Below are 13,818 nucleotides of genomic sequence, written 5' to 3'. Positions count from 1 at the left end.
CATGTATTTGACGCCTCAGCATGTCCTGCTTGCCGGTGCCACGGGTCTGACAGGTGAGCACCTGCTCGACCGCCTGCTCAACGAGCCCACCATCACCCGCGTACTGGCACCAACCCGCCGGCCACTGGCCGAGCACCCGCACCTGGAAAACCCGGTGGGTGACCCGGCGATGTTTCTTCCGCAGCTGGCCGGGCGCGTGGATATCGCTTTCTGCTGCCTGGGCACCACGTTGAAGCAGGCCGGCTCGGAATCGGCCTTCCGTGCGGTGGACCTGGACATGGTGGTGGCTTTCAGCAAGCGTGCCCGGGAAATGGGGGCGCGGCACTTGCTGGTGGTCAGTGCGCTGGGCGCCGACCCGAAATCGCCGATCTTCTACAACCGGGTCAAAGGCGAGATGGAAGAGGCGCTCAAGGCTCAGGACTGGCCGCAATTGACCATCGTGCGGCCGTCATTGCTGCTGGGCGAGCGCATAGAGCCGCGGCTGGGCGAGCAGCTGATTTCGCCGTTTTCCAGGCTGATACCCGGGAAGTATCGAGGTATCGAGGCCTGCACCCTGGCGCGGGCGTTGTGGCGCCTGGCCCTGGAAGAAGAGGACGGGGTGCGGATTGTGGAGTCGGATGAATTGCGCCGGCTGGGCAAATAATCACCCTGCAGCTGCGCGGTACCATTGTGGGAGCGGCCTTGTGTCGCGATGGGCTGCAAAGCAGCCCCTGAGGTTGCAGCGCAGATGCACAAATTGCTGGGGCCGCTTCGCGGCCCATCGCGACACAAGGCCGCTCCCACAGGGGCCGGTGTTGCCTAGAGCCCGCCGGTGGCCTGAAAGCCCACCCCTGCCGCGGTCAGCAACGACAATGGCAGCAGCAGGGTATCGAGCAGCATGCTCCCGGGCAGGTCCAGCCCCGGATACGCCGGCGCATCAGCCCCGTAATGATCGCGTGGGCAACAGCCGCCATTCATGACATACAAGTCCAACCGGGTACCGGCATACACCACCGGCGCCCCAGGCTTGTTGGCATCCAGCGTCCGCACCGTGGCGCAACCACTCAGCAGCCCCAGCGCCAGCACGCCGCACACCAGGCGCCTCAATCATCCACTCCGTAGTGGTGCTCGCCCCAACGCGGCAACATGTCCTGGGGAATGTTCAGCAGGTTGAGAATGCGCGCGACGACAAAGTCGACCAGGTCGTCGATGGTCTGCGGCTGGTGATAGAAGCCTGGCGCGGCCGGCAGGATGATTGCGCCCATCTGCGACAACTTGAGCATGTTCTCCAGGTGAATGGTGGAGAACGGCGCCTCGCGCGGCACCAGGATCAGCTGACGACGCTCCTTGAGGGTAACGTCGGCGGCACGCTCGATCAGGTTGTTGCAGCCACCGGTAGCAATCGCCGACAGGGTACCGGTGGAACAGGGCACCACCACCATCGCCGCTGGCGCGCCGGAGCCCGAGGCTACCGGCGACATCCAGTCTTCCTTGCCATATACCCGGATCTGCCCGTTGGCGGCACCTGTGTATTCGGTAAGGAATGCCTGCATTGCCTGGGGTTTGGCCGGCAGCACCACGTCGGTCTCGGTGGCCATCACCAGTTGCGCGGCCTTGGAGATCAGAAAGTGCACCTCGCGATCCTCGCGCACCAGGCAATCGAGCAGGCGCAGGCCATACTGCACGCCCGAAGCCCCGGTCATCGCCAGTGTGATGCGTTCCGGCCCGTTCACTGCAAGGCCTCGGCCAGCTTGCCGTGCAGGCCACCGAAACCGCCGTTGCTCATGATCACCACATGGGTGCCCGGGCGCGCCTGGCCCTTGACCCGCTCGATGATCGCCTCGAGGCTGTCGGCCACCACGCTCGGCACCTTGCACTGCGCGGCAGTCGCGGCCAGGTCCCAGCCGAGGTTGGCCGGGGCGTACCAGATGACCTGGTCGGCGTCGTTGACGCTTTCCGGCAAGCCATCACGGTGGGCACCGAGCTTCATCGAATTGGAGCGCGGCTCGATCACGGCGATGACCGGGGCCTCGCCAACGCGCTTGCGCAGGCCGTCGAGGGTGGTGGCGATGGCGGTCGGGTGGTGGGCGAAATCATCGTAGATGGTCACCCCTTGCACCTCGGCGACCTTCTCCATGCGCCGCTTGACGCTCTTGAATGCGCTCAGGCCTTCGATGCCCATGGCTGGCACCACGCCGACGTGGCGGGCTGCCGCCAGGGTGGCCAGGGCATTGGCGACGTTGTGCTGGCCGGTCAGCGCCCAGTCCACCACGCCCTGTACTTCGCCTTCGAACAGCACTTCGAAGCGCGAACCGTCCGGGCTCAGCAGGCGGGCCTGCCACTGGCCACCTTCACCGGTGGTTTGCACCGGGGTCCAGCAGCCCATGCCGATCACGCGTTCCAATGCCTGCTCGGTGGTCGGATGGATTACCAGCCCTTCGCTGGGAATGGTGCGTACCAAGTGATGGAACTGCCGCTCGATAGACGCCAGGTCGGGGAAGATGTCCGCGTGGTCGAATTCGAGGTTGTTGAGGATCGCGGTGCGCGGGTGGTAGTGGACGAACTTCGAGCGCTTGTCGAAGAAAGCGCTGTCGTACTCATCGGCCTCGACCACGAAGAACGGGGTATTGCCCAGGCGCGCCGATACCGAGAAGTTCTGCGGTACACCGCCGATCAGGAAGCCCGGGCTCATGCCGGCGTGCTCCAGTACCCAGGCCAGCATGCTGCTGGTGGTGGTCTTGCCATGGGTACCGGCAACAGCCAGTACCCAGCGGCCTTGCAGCACATGATCGGCCAGCCACTGCGGGCCGGAAACATACGGCAGGCCTTTGTTCAGCACGTACTCCACCGCCGGGTTGCCACGCGACATGGCATTACCAATCACCACCAGGTCCGGTGCCGGCTCCAGCTGGGCCGGGTCATAGCCTTGGGTCAGCTCGATGCCCTGGGCTTCGAGCTGGGTGCTCATCGGGGGATAGACGTTGGCGTCAGAGCCGGTGACACGGTGGCCAAGTTCCTTGGCCAGCACCGCCAGCGAGCCCATGAAAGTGCCGCAAATACCGAGAATGTGAATATGCATGGTCGACCTCGCAAAACATCGAGGCAGGGTAGCCTAGGGCGAGAAAAATCGCACACGATGTTTCGCTCAATCGGCCCTGGTGATCCCGTGCTTGCGCAGTTTTCGATATAAGGTATTGCGGCTGATGCCCAAGTGCTCGGCGACCCGAGTCAGGTGCCAGTGTTTTGCCTCCAGGGTTTCCAGAAGTGCTTGCCGTTCCGCATCTTGCAGAAGCGGCCTTGTGTCGCGATCAGGCTGCGACGCAGCCTCTGCAAGCTGGGTAGCGGTGTTGAGATCCCGGGGCCGCTCTGCGGCCCCTTCGCGACACAAGGTCGCTCCCACAGGGACTGTGCTGCTGCGGAAGATGGCAGGGAGGTCCGCGAGTTCGATGCAACCGTTTTCACACAGCGCCACCAGCGTGCGCAGCACGTTGCGCATTTGCCGCACGTTGCCGGGCCAGGCAAAGTCGAGTAGCGCCTGCCGCGCCCTGGGTTCGATGTCGATCAACTGCCCTTGCGCTTCCTGGCGCAGCAGGAAGTCCAGCAACTGCGCCTTGTCACTGCGCTCGCGCACCGCCGGCAACGCCACTTCCAGGCCATTCAGGCGGTAATACAGGTCTTCACGGAAACTACCCTGCGCCACCCGCTCCAGCAGGTCGCGGTGGGTGGCACTGACGATGCGCACGTCAACTGCCTGCGGCTCGCCACCGATCGGCACTACCTGGCGCTCTTCAAGTACCCGCAGCAGGCGGGTTTGCAGGGCCAGCGGCATGTCGCCGATCTCGTCCAGGAGCAAAGTGCCACCGTCGGCCTGCAACAGCTTGCCGCGCATGCCTTCCTTGCGCGCGCCGGTAAAACTGCCACCGCGATAGCCGAACAGCTCGCTCTCGATCAGGCTCTCCGGGATCGACGCGCAGTTGATGGCAACGAACGGCTTGCCGCGCCGCTCGCTGGCCTGGTGCACGGCCTGGGCGAAAGCCTCCTTGCCGCAACCTGTCTCGCCGCGCAACAGCAATGGCACGTCGCGCTCGAATACGCGCACGCTGCGCCGGAAGTCGTTCTGCAAGGCCGGGTCGAGCAGGCAGATAAGCGGCTCGACCTCGCGCGCCGGGCGCGGCTGGGCGGCCGGCACCGACCACACCGGGGCGCGGGCTTGGCCACGCAGGCTGGCGAACACCTGGCGCCCGTCCAGGGTATGCAACGGCCAGGCCGTGCTGCCGGTGGGCGTGGCACGGCTGAACAGTTCGTCGTGGCTGCAGACGAAGAAACGCTCCAGCGGTTTGCCCAGCACGCCGCCACGCACCGTGCCCAACAGGTTCAGTGCGCTCTGGTTGGCCGCGCAGATGCGTCCGTCGCCATCAAAGGCCAGCAGGCCTTCGCTGAACAGGCCGACCGATTCCGCCTGCAGGTGAAAACGCAGCAGCCATTGCTGCTCGAAATGGCGCAGGAAATAACAGCTCTCGATCATCTTCGCCGACAGGTTGACCAGGGCCATGGTGTGGAACTGGCTCTGCCGGGAAACATCGGGCCGTGCCGAAGACACGTCCAGCACCGCCAGCAACTCGCCATGCGGGTCGAACACCGGGCTGGCCGAGCAGGTCAGGCCGGTGTGGCGGCCGCGAAAATGTTCGTTCTGATGAATGGTCAGCGCCTGGCGCTCGACCAGGCACGTGCCGATGCCGTTGGTACCTTCGCGGGCTTCGCTCCAGTCGGCGCCCAGCCACAGGCCGGCGCGCTCGAAGCTGCGCCGCTCGGTCGGTGCGCTGACGCAGTTGAGGATGACCCCACGCGCATCGGTCAGCAGCACCGCGTGGCCAGCCCCGGAAAGTTGCTGGTGCAGGCTGTTCATCTCATGGTCGGCAATCTGCAGCACCTGGCGCAGGCGCTCGCGGCTTTCCAGCAGGCGCCCATGCTCGAGCACCACCGGCGCCTCGATCACCGCCGGGTCGAGGTGATAATCCTCCAGGCAGCGCAGCCAGGAGCGGGCAATGGAAGGGTCACTGCCCTCCCCGGCACCGCCATGGGCGACGGTGTGGACTTGCTGGGCATGACGACTGAAATGATTGCTCTGCATTGTTGTAGTTCTCCGCAGATGGAGCGTCCCGCCAGCATCCTCCACCCGGGTGGCCTTTGCAATGCATCCCCGGGTTACGTGTCGCAAATGGCACAAACTGTCACCCCGGTGCGTACCGGCGCTGGCACAACGGCGCTGGCCCAGGCCCTGAAACGCAGGCCAAGCCCTTGATTTGCCTGGCACTGGCAACGCTGGCCCAACCTTTGCTCTACGCTTTTCAACTCCCTAACAAGCACAATAGCCAGGAGACACACCATGCGTTACGCACATCCCGGTACCGAAGGCGCGAAGGTTTCCTTCAAGAGCCGCTACGGCAACTACATCGGTGGTGAGTTCGTTCCTCCGGTAAAGGGTGAGTACTTCACCAACACCTCGCCGGTGAACGGCCAGCCGATCGCCGAATTCCCCCGTTCCACTGCCGAAGACATCGAAAAAGCCCTGGACGCCGCCCATGCCGCTGCCGACGCCTGGGGCCGTACCTCGGTGCAGGACCGCTCCAACGTCCTGCTGAAGATCGCCGACCGTATCGAACAGAACCTCGAACTGCTGGCCATCACCGAAACCTGGGACAACGGCAAGCCGGTGCGTGAAACCCTGAACGCCGACATCCCGCTGGCGGTCGACCACTTCCGCTACTTCGCTGGTTGCATCCGTGCCCAGGAAGGCGGCGCTGCCGAGATCAACGAAGGCACCGTGGCCTACCACATCCACGAGCCACTGGGCGTGGTCGGGCAGATCATCCCGTGGAACTTCCCGATCCTGATGGCCGCCTGGAAGCTGGCCCCGGCCCTGGCCGCCGGCAACTGCGTGGTGCTCAAGCCGGCCGAGCAGACCCCACTGGGTATCACCGTGCTGCTGGAACTGATCGGCGACCTGCTGCCCAAAGGCGTGCTCAACGTGGTGCAGGGCTATGGCCGCGAAGCCGGCGAGGCGCTGGCCACCAGCAAGCGCATCGCCAAGATCGCCTTCACCGGCTCGACCCCGGTGGGTTCGCACATCATGAAATGCGCCGCCGAGAATATCATTCCATCCACCGTGGAGCTGGGCGGCAAGTCGCCGAACATCTACTTCGAAGACATCATGCAGGCCGAACCGAGCTTCATCGAGAAGGCCGCCGAAGGCATGGTGCTGGCGTTCTTCAACCAGGGTGAAGTGTGCACCTGCCCGTCGCGCGCCCTGGTCCAGGAGTCGATCTACCCGCAGTTCATGGAAGCGGTGATGAAGAAGGTGAAGCAGATCAAGCGTGGCGACCCGCTGGACACCGACACCATGGTCGGTGCCCAAGCCTCGCAGCAGCAGTTCGAGAAGATCCTGTCGTACCTCGACATTGCCCAGGAGGAAGGCGCCGAGCTGCTGACCGGCGGCAAGGTGGAAAAACTCGAAGGCTCGCTGGCCACCGGTTACTACATCCAGCCGACCCTGCTCAAGGGCAACAACCGCATGCGCGTGTTCCAGGAGGAAATCTTCGGGCCGGTGGTCAGCGTCACCACGTTCAAGGACGAAGCCGAAGCGCTGGCGATCGCCAACGACACCGAGTTCGGCCTGGGCGCTGGCGTGTGGACCCGCGACATCAACCGCGCCTACCGCGTGGGCCGTGGGATCAAGGCCGGCCGGGTGTGGACCAACTGCTACCACCTGTACCCGGCGCATGCGGCGTTTGGTGGCTACAAGAAGTCCGGCGTGGGCCGTGAAACCCACAAGATGATGCTCGACCATTACCAGCAGACCAAGAACCTGCTGGTGAGCTACGACATCAATCCGTTGGGCTTCTTCTAAACCGCGTCGCGGCCTTCACGGGCTCGCCCGCCCCCACAGGGATTGAACTGGTCTTGAAACTTGTGCAGTCCCTGTGGGAGCGGGCAAGCCCGCGAAGAGGCCAGGCCCGCCTATACAAAACTCAGAGCGGTCATCGTGCACCAGCTGCTCTGGCTCGCTTCCTGCAATACCTATCACCATCGGCCCGGAACCCTTCCGGCCACCAAGAAAAACAACAGGTGAATCTATGCCAAGCGATCATTCCGCCGGCTCTCCGGCAGGTTCTTCCGTCGACTTCGAAAAGGTCGGCTCGGACTATTTCCAGCAACGTGAACTGAAAAAAGGCGCCGCCGGCTGGGTACTGCTGGTCGGCCTGGGCGTGGCCTATGTCATTTCCGGCGACTACGCCGGCTGGAACTTCGGCCTGGCCCAGGGCGGCTGGGGCGGGATGTTCCTCGCCACCCTGCTGATGGCCACCATGTACCTGTGCATGTGTTTCTCGCTGGCCGAACTGTCGTCGATGATCCCCACCGCAGGCGGCGGCTACGGCTTTGCCCGCAGCGCCTTCGGCCCGTGGGGCGGCTTCCTCACCGGCACGGCAATCCTCATCGAATACGCCATCGCCCCTGCTGCCATCGCGGTGTTCATCGGCGCTTATTGCCAGTCGCTGTTCGGTATCGGCGGCTGGATGATCTACCTGGCGTTCTACATCGTATTCATCGGTATCCACATCTTCGGCGTGGGTGAGGCACTGAAGCTGATGTTCATCATCACCGCCATCGCCGCCATTGCCCTGGCTGTGTTCCTGGTGGGCATGGTGCCCCATTTTGATGCAGCCAACCTGTTCGACATCGCCAAGACGGACGCCGTGGGCGCCAGCAGCTTCCTGCCGTTCGGCTACGTCGGCGTGTGGGCAGCCATACCCTACGCCATCTGGTTCTTCCTGGCTGTCGAAGGCGTACCGCTGGCCGCAGAAGAAACCAAGAACCCCAAGCGCGACCTGCCACGCGGGCTGATCGGCGCCATGCTGGTCCTGCTGGCGTTCGCCCTGCTGATCCTGGTGGTCGGCCCGGGCGGCGCAGGCTCCGAGGCGTTGAAAGCCTCCGGCAACCCGCTGGTGGAAGCCTTGTCCAAGGCCTATGGCGGCTCCACCTGGATGGGTGGCTTCGTCAACCTGGTCGGGCTGGCCGGGCTGATCGCCAGCTTCTTCTCGATCATCTACGCCTATTCCCGGCAGATCTTCGCCCTGTCGCGCGCCGGCTACCTGCCGCGCAAGCTGTCGGAAACCAACAAGAGCAAGGCCCCGGTCATGGCCCTGGTGATCCCCGGCATCATCGGCTTCGCCTTGTCGCTGACCGGCCAGGGCGACCTGCTGATCCTGGTGGCGGTGTTCGGTGCCACACTGTCCTACGTGCTGATGATGGCCGCGCACATTACCCTGCGTATCCGCCGGCCGAAGATGGAGCGCCCGTATCGCACCCCCGGTGGCATCGTCACCTCGGGCGTGGCCCTGGTACTGGCCTGCATCGCCGTGGTCGCCGGTTTCCTGGTCGACCCACGGGTGGTGATTGGGGCCGCAGTGATCTATGCGGTATTAATTGCCTACTTTGCTTTGTACAGCCGCCACCACCTGGTAGCGGGCACACCGGAAGAGGAATTCGCCGCGATCCAGAAAGCCGAAGAGGCCCTGCACTGATCGCCGCCACCCGCCGCGGGGCGACCCGCGGCTCTGGAGAGTCTGTATGGCAAGTTTCGTACACACGGTGGGCCACCTGGTCTACCGCTTCGACAGCCTCAAGGAAGTGATGGCCAAGGCCAGCCCCGCCCGCTCGGGGGACTACCTGGCGGGCGTCGCCGCCAGCAACGACGGCGAACGGGTCGCCGCGCAGATGGCCCTGGCCAATATTCCGCTGACGCATTTCCTCAATGAAGCACTGATCCCTTACGAAGAAGACGAAGTCACCCGGCTGATCATCGACAGCCACGATGCCCAGGCGTTTGCCACTGTCAGCCACCTGACCGTCGGCGGCCTGCGCGACTGGCTGCTCAGCGATGCAGCCAACGAGGACAGCTTGCGCGCGTTGGCTCCCGGGCTGACGCCGGAAATGGCCGCAGCAGTGTCGAAGATCATGCGCGTGCAGGACCTGGTGCTGGTGGCGCAGAAGATCCGCGTGGTCACGCGCTTCCGCGGCACCATGGGCCTGCGCGGGCGGCTGTCGACCCGGCTGCAGCCCAACCACCCGACCGACGAACCGGCCGGCATCGCCGCCAGCATCCTCGACGGCCTGCTGTACGGCAACGGCGACGCCATGATCGGCATCAACCCGGCCACCGACAGCATCGCTTCGATCTGCGCGCTGCTGGAAATGCTCGACGCCATCATCCAGCGCTACGACATTCCTACCCAGGCCTGCGTTCTGACCCACGTGACCACGTCGATCGAGGCGATCAACCGTGGCGTGCCGCTGGACCTGGTGTTCCAGTCCATCGCCGGCACCGAAGCGGCCAACGCCGGCTTTGGCATCAACCTCAGTGTGCTGCAGGAAGGCTACGAAGCGGGCCTTTCGCTGAAGCGCGGCACACTCGGGCAGAACCTGATGTACTTCGAAACCGGCCAGGGCAGCGCGCTGTCGGCCAACGCCCACCACGGCGTCGACCAGCAAACCTGTGAAACCCGCGCCTATGCCGTGGCCCGCCATTTCAAGCCGTTCCTGGTCAACACCGTGGTCGGCTTCATCGGCCCGGAATACCTGTACAACGGCAAGCAGATCATCCGCGCCGGCCTCGAGGACCACTTCTGCGGCAAGTTGCTGGGTGTGCCGATGGGTTGCGACATCTGCTACACCAACCACGCCGAAGCCGACCAGGACGACATGGATACGCTGCTGACCTTGCTGGGCGTGGCCGGGATCAACTTCATCATGGGCATTCCCGGTTCCGACGACATCATGCTCAACTACCAGACCACCTCGTTCCACGATGCGCTGTACGCGCGCCAGACCCTGGGCCTGAAACCCGGGCCGGAATTCGAGGCCTGGCTGGCCCGCACCGGCATCTTCACCCAGGCCGATGGCCGGGTACGCTTTGGTGACAACCTGCCGCCGGCCTTCCGCCAGGCCTTGGCACAGCTTGCATAGGGATGACCATGGACCATCGCACGCCTACCCCCGACAACCCCTGGCTGGCCCTGCGCAACCTTACCCCGGCGCGCATCGCCCTGGGCCGAGCCGGCACCAGCCTGCCAACCGGCGCGCAGCTGGACTTCCAGTTCGCCCATGCCCAGGCGCGCGACGCCGTGCACCTGGCCTTCGATCACGCCAGCCTGGCTGCCCAGCTGGCTGACCGCGGCCGCGAAAGCCTGGTGCTGCACAGCGCTGCCAGCGACCGCAACCAATACCTGCAGCGCCCGGACCTGGGGCGCCGCCTGAACGAGGATTCGGTAACGGCGCTGCGCCAGCACGCCCAGGCCAACCCCGGCGGGGTCGACCTGGCCATCGTCGTGGCTGACGGCCTCTCGGCCCTGGCCGTGCACCGCCATACCCTACCGTTCCTGGCCCGCTTCGAGGAGCAGGCCGCCGCCGACGGCTGGACCAGCGCACCGGTGGTGCTGGTGCAGCAGGGTCGTGTGGCCGTGGCCGACGAGGTCGGTGAACTGCTGGGTGCGCGCATGACGGTGATGCTGATTGGCGAACGCCCGGGGCTCAGCTCACCCGACAGCCTCGGCCTGTATTTCACCTACGCGCCGAAGGTCGGCCTGACCGATGCCTACCGCAACTGCATTTCCAACATCCGCCTGGAGGGGCTGAGCTACGGCATGGCGGCGCACCGCCTGCTGTACCTGATGCGCGAAGCCTGCCGGCGCCAGCTTTCCGGAGTGAATCTGAAGGACGAAGCCGAAGTCCATAGCCTTGAGAGTGAACATGGCGCCGACCAGAAGGGCAACTTCCTGCTCGGCAAAGGGTAAGAAACCTGTAACGCAAGGCGGATTGCACTTGCGCCGCGCATTGGGCAGCATGCCCAGGAAAGCTGCTGGCAATCCGCTGTTTCCCCTAATGGACTCTGAGGGCCGCACATGCGCATCATCAAGGCAACCCTGGAACACCTCGACCTGCTCACGCCGATGTTCGTCAAATACCGTGAGTTCTACGGGCAGCTTCCCTACCCCGACAGCTCGCGCAGCTTTTTGGAAAAGCGCCTGAAGCGGGACGAGTCGGTAATCTACCTGGCCTTGCCGGATGACGACGACAGCAAACTGCTGGGTTTCTGCCAGCTCTACCCGAGCTATTCGTCACTGTCGCTGAAGCGGGTGTGGATCCTCAACGACATCTATGTGGCCGAGGATTCGCGGCGCATGCTGGTGGCCGACCACCTGATGCGCGAGGCGAAGAAGATGGCCAAGGACACCAACGCGGTGCGCATGCGGGTGTCAACCAGCGCGGACAATGAAGTAGCGCACAAGACTTATGAGTCCATCGGGTTTCGTGAGGATCACGAGTTCAAGAGCTATATCCTGCCGATCAACCAGGATTGACTGTGCTGGCCGTTTCGCGGGCACGCCCGCTCCCACAGGGATATCGCCGCTTTCCAAGGCTGTGCTGTACCTGTGGAAGCGGGCGTGCCCGCGAAGAGGCCGGAACAGGACTACCCCTGCCGTAACCCCCCGCTACAAACTCCCCGGGCATGTTCCCGACTTCGCCGTATAATGCCCCACCTGTCATGTGTGAAATTTTACCCATCGCCCGGTAACCGAGCCTTCGCCCCAAGAACACAGGTGCTGTACATGGATTTCAACCCGCTGGACCTTATCCTGCATCTCGATGCCTACCTCGATCTGCTGGTCACCAACTATGGTCCCTGGATCTACGCCATCCTCTTCACCGTGATCTTCTGCGAAACCGGGCTGGTGGTGATGCCCTTCCTGCCAGGCGATTCGCTGCTGTTCATCGCTGGTGCCGTAGCCGCTGGTGGCGGCATGGACCCGTTGCTGCTGGCCGGCCTGCTGATGGCTGCGGCGATCCTCGGCGACAGTACCAACTACGTGATCGGCCGTACGGTCGGCGAGCGCCTGTTCAACAAGCCCAACTCGAAGATCTTCCGCCGCGACTACCTGCAGCGCACCCATGACTTCTACGAACGCCACGGCGGCAAGACCGTGACCATGGCGCGCTTCCTGCCGATCCTGCGCACCTTCGCGCCCTTCGTCGCCGGCATCGCCCACATGCACTACCCGCGCTTCCTCGGCTTCAGTGTTGCCGGTTCGCTGCTGTGGGTCGGTGGCCTGGTAACCCTGGGTTACTTCTTCGGCAACGTGCCATTCATCAAGCAACACCTGTCACTGATGGTGGTGGGCATCATCATCCTGTCGCTGGTGCCGATGATCCTCGGCCTGCTGCGTGGCCGCCTGGGCCGCACGGCCAAGGCCCACTGACGCCGGCCGATGTGGTCGTTCAGCGCCTGGCGGCGCAAGCGCACCCTGGCGCGCTACCCCATCGCCCCCGAGCAATGGCAGGCCGTGCGCGCACGCCTGCCGATGCTGGACGGCATCACTGACGACGAGGACCGCTGGCTGCGTGAAGCCTGCATCCTGTTCCTGCTCGACAAACACCTCACCTGCCTGCCCGGCGTCGAACTGGACGACGAGCAACGCCTGCTGCTGGCCGCCCAGGCACAGTTGCCGTTGCTTCATCTGGGCGAGCTGAACTGGTACCAGGGTTTCCACGAGATCATCCTCTACCCCGACGACTTCAAGAGCCCCCAGCGCCACCGCGATGCCACTGGCGTGGAGCATGTCTGGGATGGCGAACACAGCGGCGAAGCCTGGCAGCAAGGCCCGGTCATCCTGGCCTGGAATGGTGTGTTGGCCAGTGGTGGCTGGGAAGCCTACAACCTGGTCATCCATGAGCTGGCGCACAAGCTCGACATGCTCAATGGCGATGCCAACGGCCTGCCGCCACTGCACAGCGGCATGCCTGTGGAGGAATGGGCAAGCGCCATGCAACAGGCCTATGACGACCTCAACCGCCAGCTGGACAACGACCCCGGTGCCGAAACCGCCATCGACCCCTATGCGGCGGAAAACCCGGCCGAGTTCTTCGCCGTCACCAGCGAGTACTTCTTTAGTGCCCCCGACCTGCTGCAGCAGGCTTATCCAAAGGTCTACCACCAGTTGTCGCAGTTCTACCGCCAGGACCCGCTGGCACGCCTTTGCCGGCTGCAGGCCGAACACCCGGAGTACCGCGAAAGCCACGCCTGACGGGGCCGCACATCAGGCCAGGCGTGGCATGCCCCGGCAGAATGTGCCTATAATCGCCGCCACTTTTTTGGTCAAACACGGGGGCACTGCCCAATGAGCTACAGCAAGATTCCGGCGGGCAAAGACCTGCCGAACGACATCTACGTCGCCATCGAGATCCCGGCCAACCACGCGCCGATCAAATACGAGATCGACAAGGACAGCGATACCCTGTTCGTCGACCGTTTCATGGCTACCCCGATGTTCTACCCAGCCAACTACGGCTTCATCCCGAACACCCTGGCTGACGACGGTGACCCGCTGGACGTGCTGGTTGTTACGCCTTACCCGGTAGCCCCAGGTTCGGTTATCCGCGCCCGTCCGGTTGGCGTACTGAACATGACCGACGACGGCGGCGGCGACGCCAAGGTCATCGCTGTGCCTCACGACAAGCTGTCGCAGCTGTACGTCGACGTGAAGGAATACACCGACCTGCCAGCCCTGCTGATCCAGCAGATCGAGCACTTCTTTGCCAACTACAAAGATCTCGAGAAGGGCAAGTGGGTCAAGATCGAAGGCTGGGAAGGCGCCGACGCCGCCCGTGCTGCGATCACCAAATCGGTAGCTGCCTACAAGGGCTGATACCGGTTGCTTGAAGAACCCCGCCCTGGCGGGGTTTTTTATGGGCAATCGCAATCAGCCGGTTGTCGCGCGCTCCTGT

Annotated in this window: 13 protein-coding genes; 9 read left to right on the top strand and 4 right to left on the bottom strand. The window is 64.1% G+C overall.

Annotated elements, in window-relative coordinates; all coding sequences use genetic code 11:
• Nucleotide 1 precedes the first annotated feature (1 nt).
• A complete protein-coding gene (locus QSV36_RS02155; RefSeq protein WP_289129379.1) occupies nt 2-643 on the top strand; it encodes an oxidoreductase in 642 nt (213 codons plus the stop codon).
• Between the two features lie 155 nt (nt 644-798).
• Here the strand turns inward: QSV36_RS02155 and QSV36_RS02150 are convergent, their stop codons facing one another.
• The 4 genes from QSV36_RS02150 to QSV36_RS02135 all read right to left on the bottom strand — a co-directional run bounded on the left by QSV36_RS02150 (nt 799) and on the right by QSV36_RS02135 (nt 5,110).
• Nucleotides 799-1,086 (bottom strand): YceK/YidQ family lipoprotein, encoded by a 288-nt coding sequence (locus QSV36_RS02150; protein ID WP_289129377.1) that lies wholly within the window; start codon nt 1,084-1,086, stop codon nt 799-801.
• Complete coding sequence (gene ubiX / locus QSV36_RS02145; RefSeq protein WP_289129374.1) at nt 1,083-1,712, bottom strand: flavin prenyltransferase UbiX; 630 nt, start codon at nt 1,710-1,712, stop codon at nt 1,083-1,085. The genes QSV36_RS02150 and ubiX overlap by 4 nt, the downstream gene beginning before the upstream one ends.
• Nucleotides 1,709-3,058 carry a UDP-N-acetylmuramate:L-alanyl-gamma-D-glutamyl-meso-diaminopimelate ligase gene (gene mpl, locus QSV36_RS02140; protein WP_170028084.1) on the bottom strand — a complete coding sequence of 450 codons (1,350 nt, stop codon included), beginning with the start codon at nt 3,056-3,058 and terminating at the stop codon, nt 1,709-1,711. The genes ubiX and mpl overlap by 4 nt, the downstream gene beginning before the upstream one ends.
• Before the next feature lie 66 nt (nt 3,059-3,124).
• Nucleotides 3,125-5,110, bottom strand: a complete 1,986-nt coding sequence (locus QSV36_RS02135) for a sigma-54-dependent Fis family transcriptional regulator (protein ID WP_289129371.1) — start codon at nt 5,108-5,110, stop codon at nt 3,125-3,127.
• Between the two features lie 255 nt (nt 5,111-5,365).
• Here QSV36_RS02135 and exaC point away from each other — a divergent pair, with 255 nt between their 5' ends.
• From exaC to ppa, 8 genes are all read left to right on the top strand, one after another.
• Entirely contained in the window at nt 5,366-6,886 is a 1,521-nt protein-coding gene (gene exaC / locus QSV36_RS02130; RefSeq protein WP_225780229.1) for an acetaldehyde dehydrogenase ExaC, read from the top strand.
• A 226-nt stretch (nt 6,887-7,112) separates the two neighbouring features.
• A complete protein-coding gene (gene eat, locus QSV36_RS02125; RefSeq protein ID WP_170028081.1) occupies nt 7,113-8,561 on the top strand; it encodes an ethanolamine permease in 1,449 nt (482 codons plus the stop codon).
• 46 nt (nt 8,562-8,607) lie between these two features.
• Entirely contained in the window at nt 8,608-10,002 is a 1,395-nt protein-coding gene (locus tag QSV36_RS02120) for an ethanolamine ammonia-lyase subunit EutB (RefSeq protein WP_289129366.1), read from the top strand.
• Between the two features lie 8 nt (nt 10,003-10,010).
• Nucleotides 10,011-10,829 carry an ethanolamine ammonia-lyase subunit EutC gene (gene eutC / locus QSV36_RS02115; protein WP_289129364.1) on the top strand — a complete coding sequence of 273 codons (819 nt, stop codon included), beginning with the start codon at nt 10,011-10,013 and terminating at the stop codon, nt 10,827-10,829.
• A 108-nt stretch (nt 10,830-10,937) separates the two neighbouring features.
• Entirely contained in the window at nt 10,938-11,396 is a 459-nt protein-coding gene (locus QSV36_RS02110; RefSeq protein ID WP_289129361.1) for a GNAT family N-acetyltransferase, read from the top strand.
• 249 nt (nt 11,397-11,645) lie between these two features.
• Nucleotides 11,646-12,293 carry a DedA family protein gene (locus QSV36_RS02105; RefSeq protein WP_289129359.1) on the top strand — a complete coding sequence of 216 codons (648 nt, stop codon included), beginning with the start codon at nt 11,646-11,648 and terminating at the stop codon, nt 12,291-12,293.
• Between the two features lie 9 nt (nt 12,294-12,302).
• Entirely contained in the window at nt 12,303-13,118 is an 816-nt protein-coding gene (locus QSV36_RS02100; protein WP_289129357.1) for a M90 family metallopeptidase, read from the top strand.
• A gap of 93 nt (nt 13,119-13,211) precedes the next feature.
• Nucleotides 13,212-13,739, top strand: coding sequence for an inorganic diphosphatase (gene ppa / locus QSV36_RS02095; protein ID WP_003255365.1), 528 nt, complete (start codon nt 13,212-13,214; stop codon nt 13,737-13,739).
• The last annotated feature ends 79 nt before the right edge of the window (nt 13,740-13,818 follow it).

The organism is Pseudomonas sp. BCRC 81390 (genome assembly GCF_030341915.1).
Classification (GTDB): domain Bacteria; phylum Pseudomonadota; class Gammaproteobacteria; order Pseudomonadales; family Pseudomonadaceae; genus Aquipseudomonas.
This window is presented reverse-complemented; position numbering and strand designations above follow the sequence as displayed.

Excerpts from the sequence above, each read along its gene's own strand:
- ppa (WP_003255365.1), top strand. The coding sequence starts at position 13,212 with ATGAGCTACAGCAAGATTCCGGCGGGCAAAGACCTGCCGAACGACATC.
- eat (WP_170028081.1), top strand. The coding sequence starts at position 7,113 with ATGCCAAGCGATCATTCCGCCGGCTCTCCGGCAGGTTCTTCCGTCGAC.
- mpl (WP_170028084.1), bottom strand. The coding sequence starts at position 3,058 with ATGCATATTCACATTCTCGGTATTTGCGGCACTTTCATGGGCTCGCTG.
- QSV36_RS02110 (WP_289129361.1), top strand. The coding sequence starts at position 10,938 with ATGCGCATCATCAAGGCAACCCTGGAACACCTCGACCTGCTCACGCCG.
- QSV36_RS02100 (WP_289129357.1), top strand. The coding sequence starts at position 12,303 with ATGTGGTCGTTCAGCGCCTGGCGGCGCAAGCGCACCCTGGCGCGCTAC.
- QSV36_RS02120 (WP_289129366.1), top strand. The coding sequence starts at position 8,608 with ATGGCAAGTTTCGTACACACGGTGGGCCACCTGGTCTACCGCTTCGAC.
- QSV36_RS02105 (WP_289129359.1), top strand. The coding sequence starts at position 11,646 with ATGGATTTCAACCCGCTGGACCTTATCCTGCATCTCGATGCCTACCTC.
- QSV36_RS02135 (WP_289129371.1), bottom strand. The coding sequence starts at position 5,110 with ATGCAGAGCAATCATTTCAGTCGTCATGCCCAGCAAGTCCACACCGTC.
- QSV36_RS02155 (WP_289129379.1), top strand. The coding sequence starts at position 2 with ATGTATTTGACGCCTCAGCATGTCCTGCTTGCCGGTGCCACGGGTCTG.
- eutC (WP_289129364.1), top strand. The coding sequence starts at position 10,011 with ATGGACCATCGCACGCCTACCCCCGACAACCCCTGGCTGGCCCTGCGC.
- exaC (WP_225780229.1), top strand. The coding sequence starts at position 5,366 with ATGCGTTACGCACATCCCGGTACCGAAGGCGCGAAGGTTTCCTTCAAG.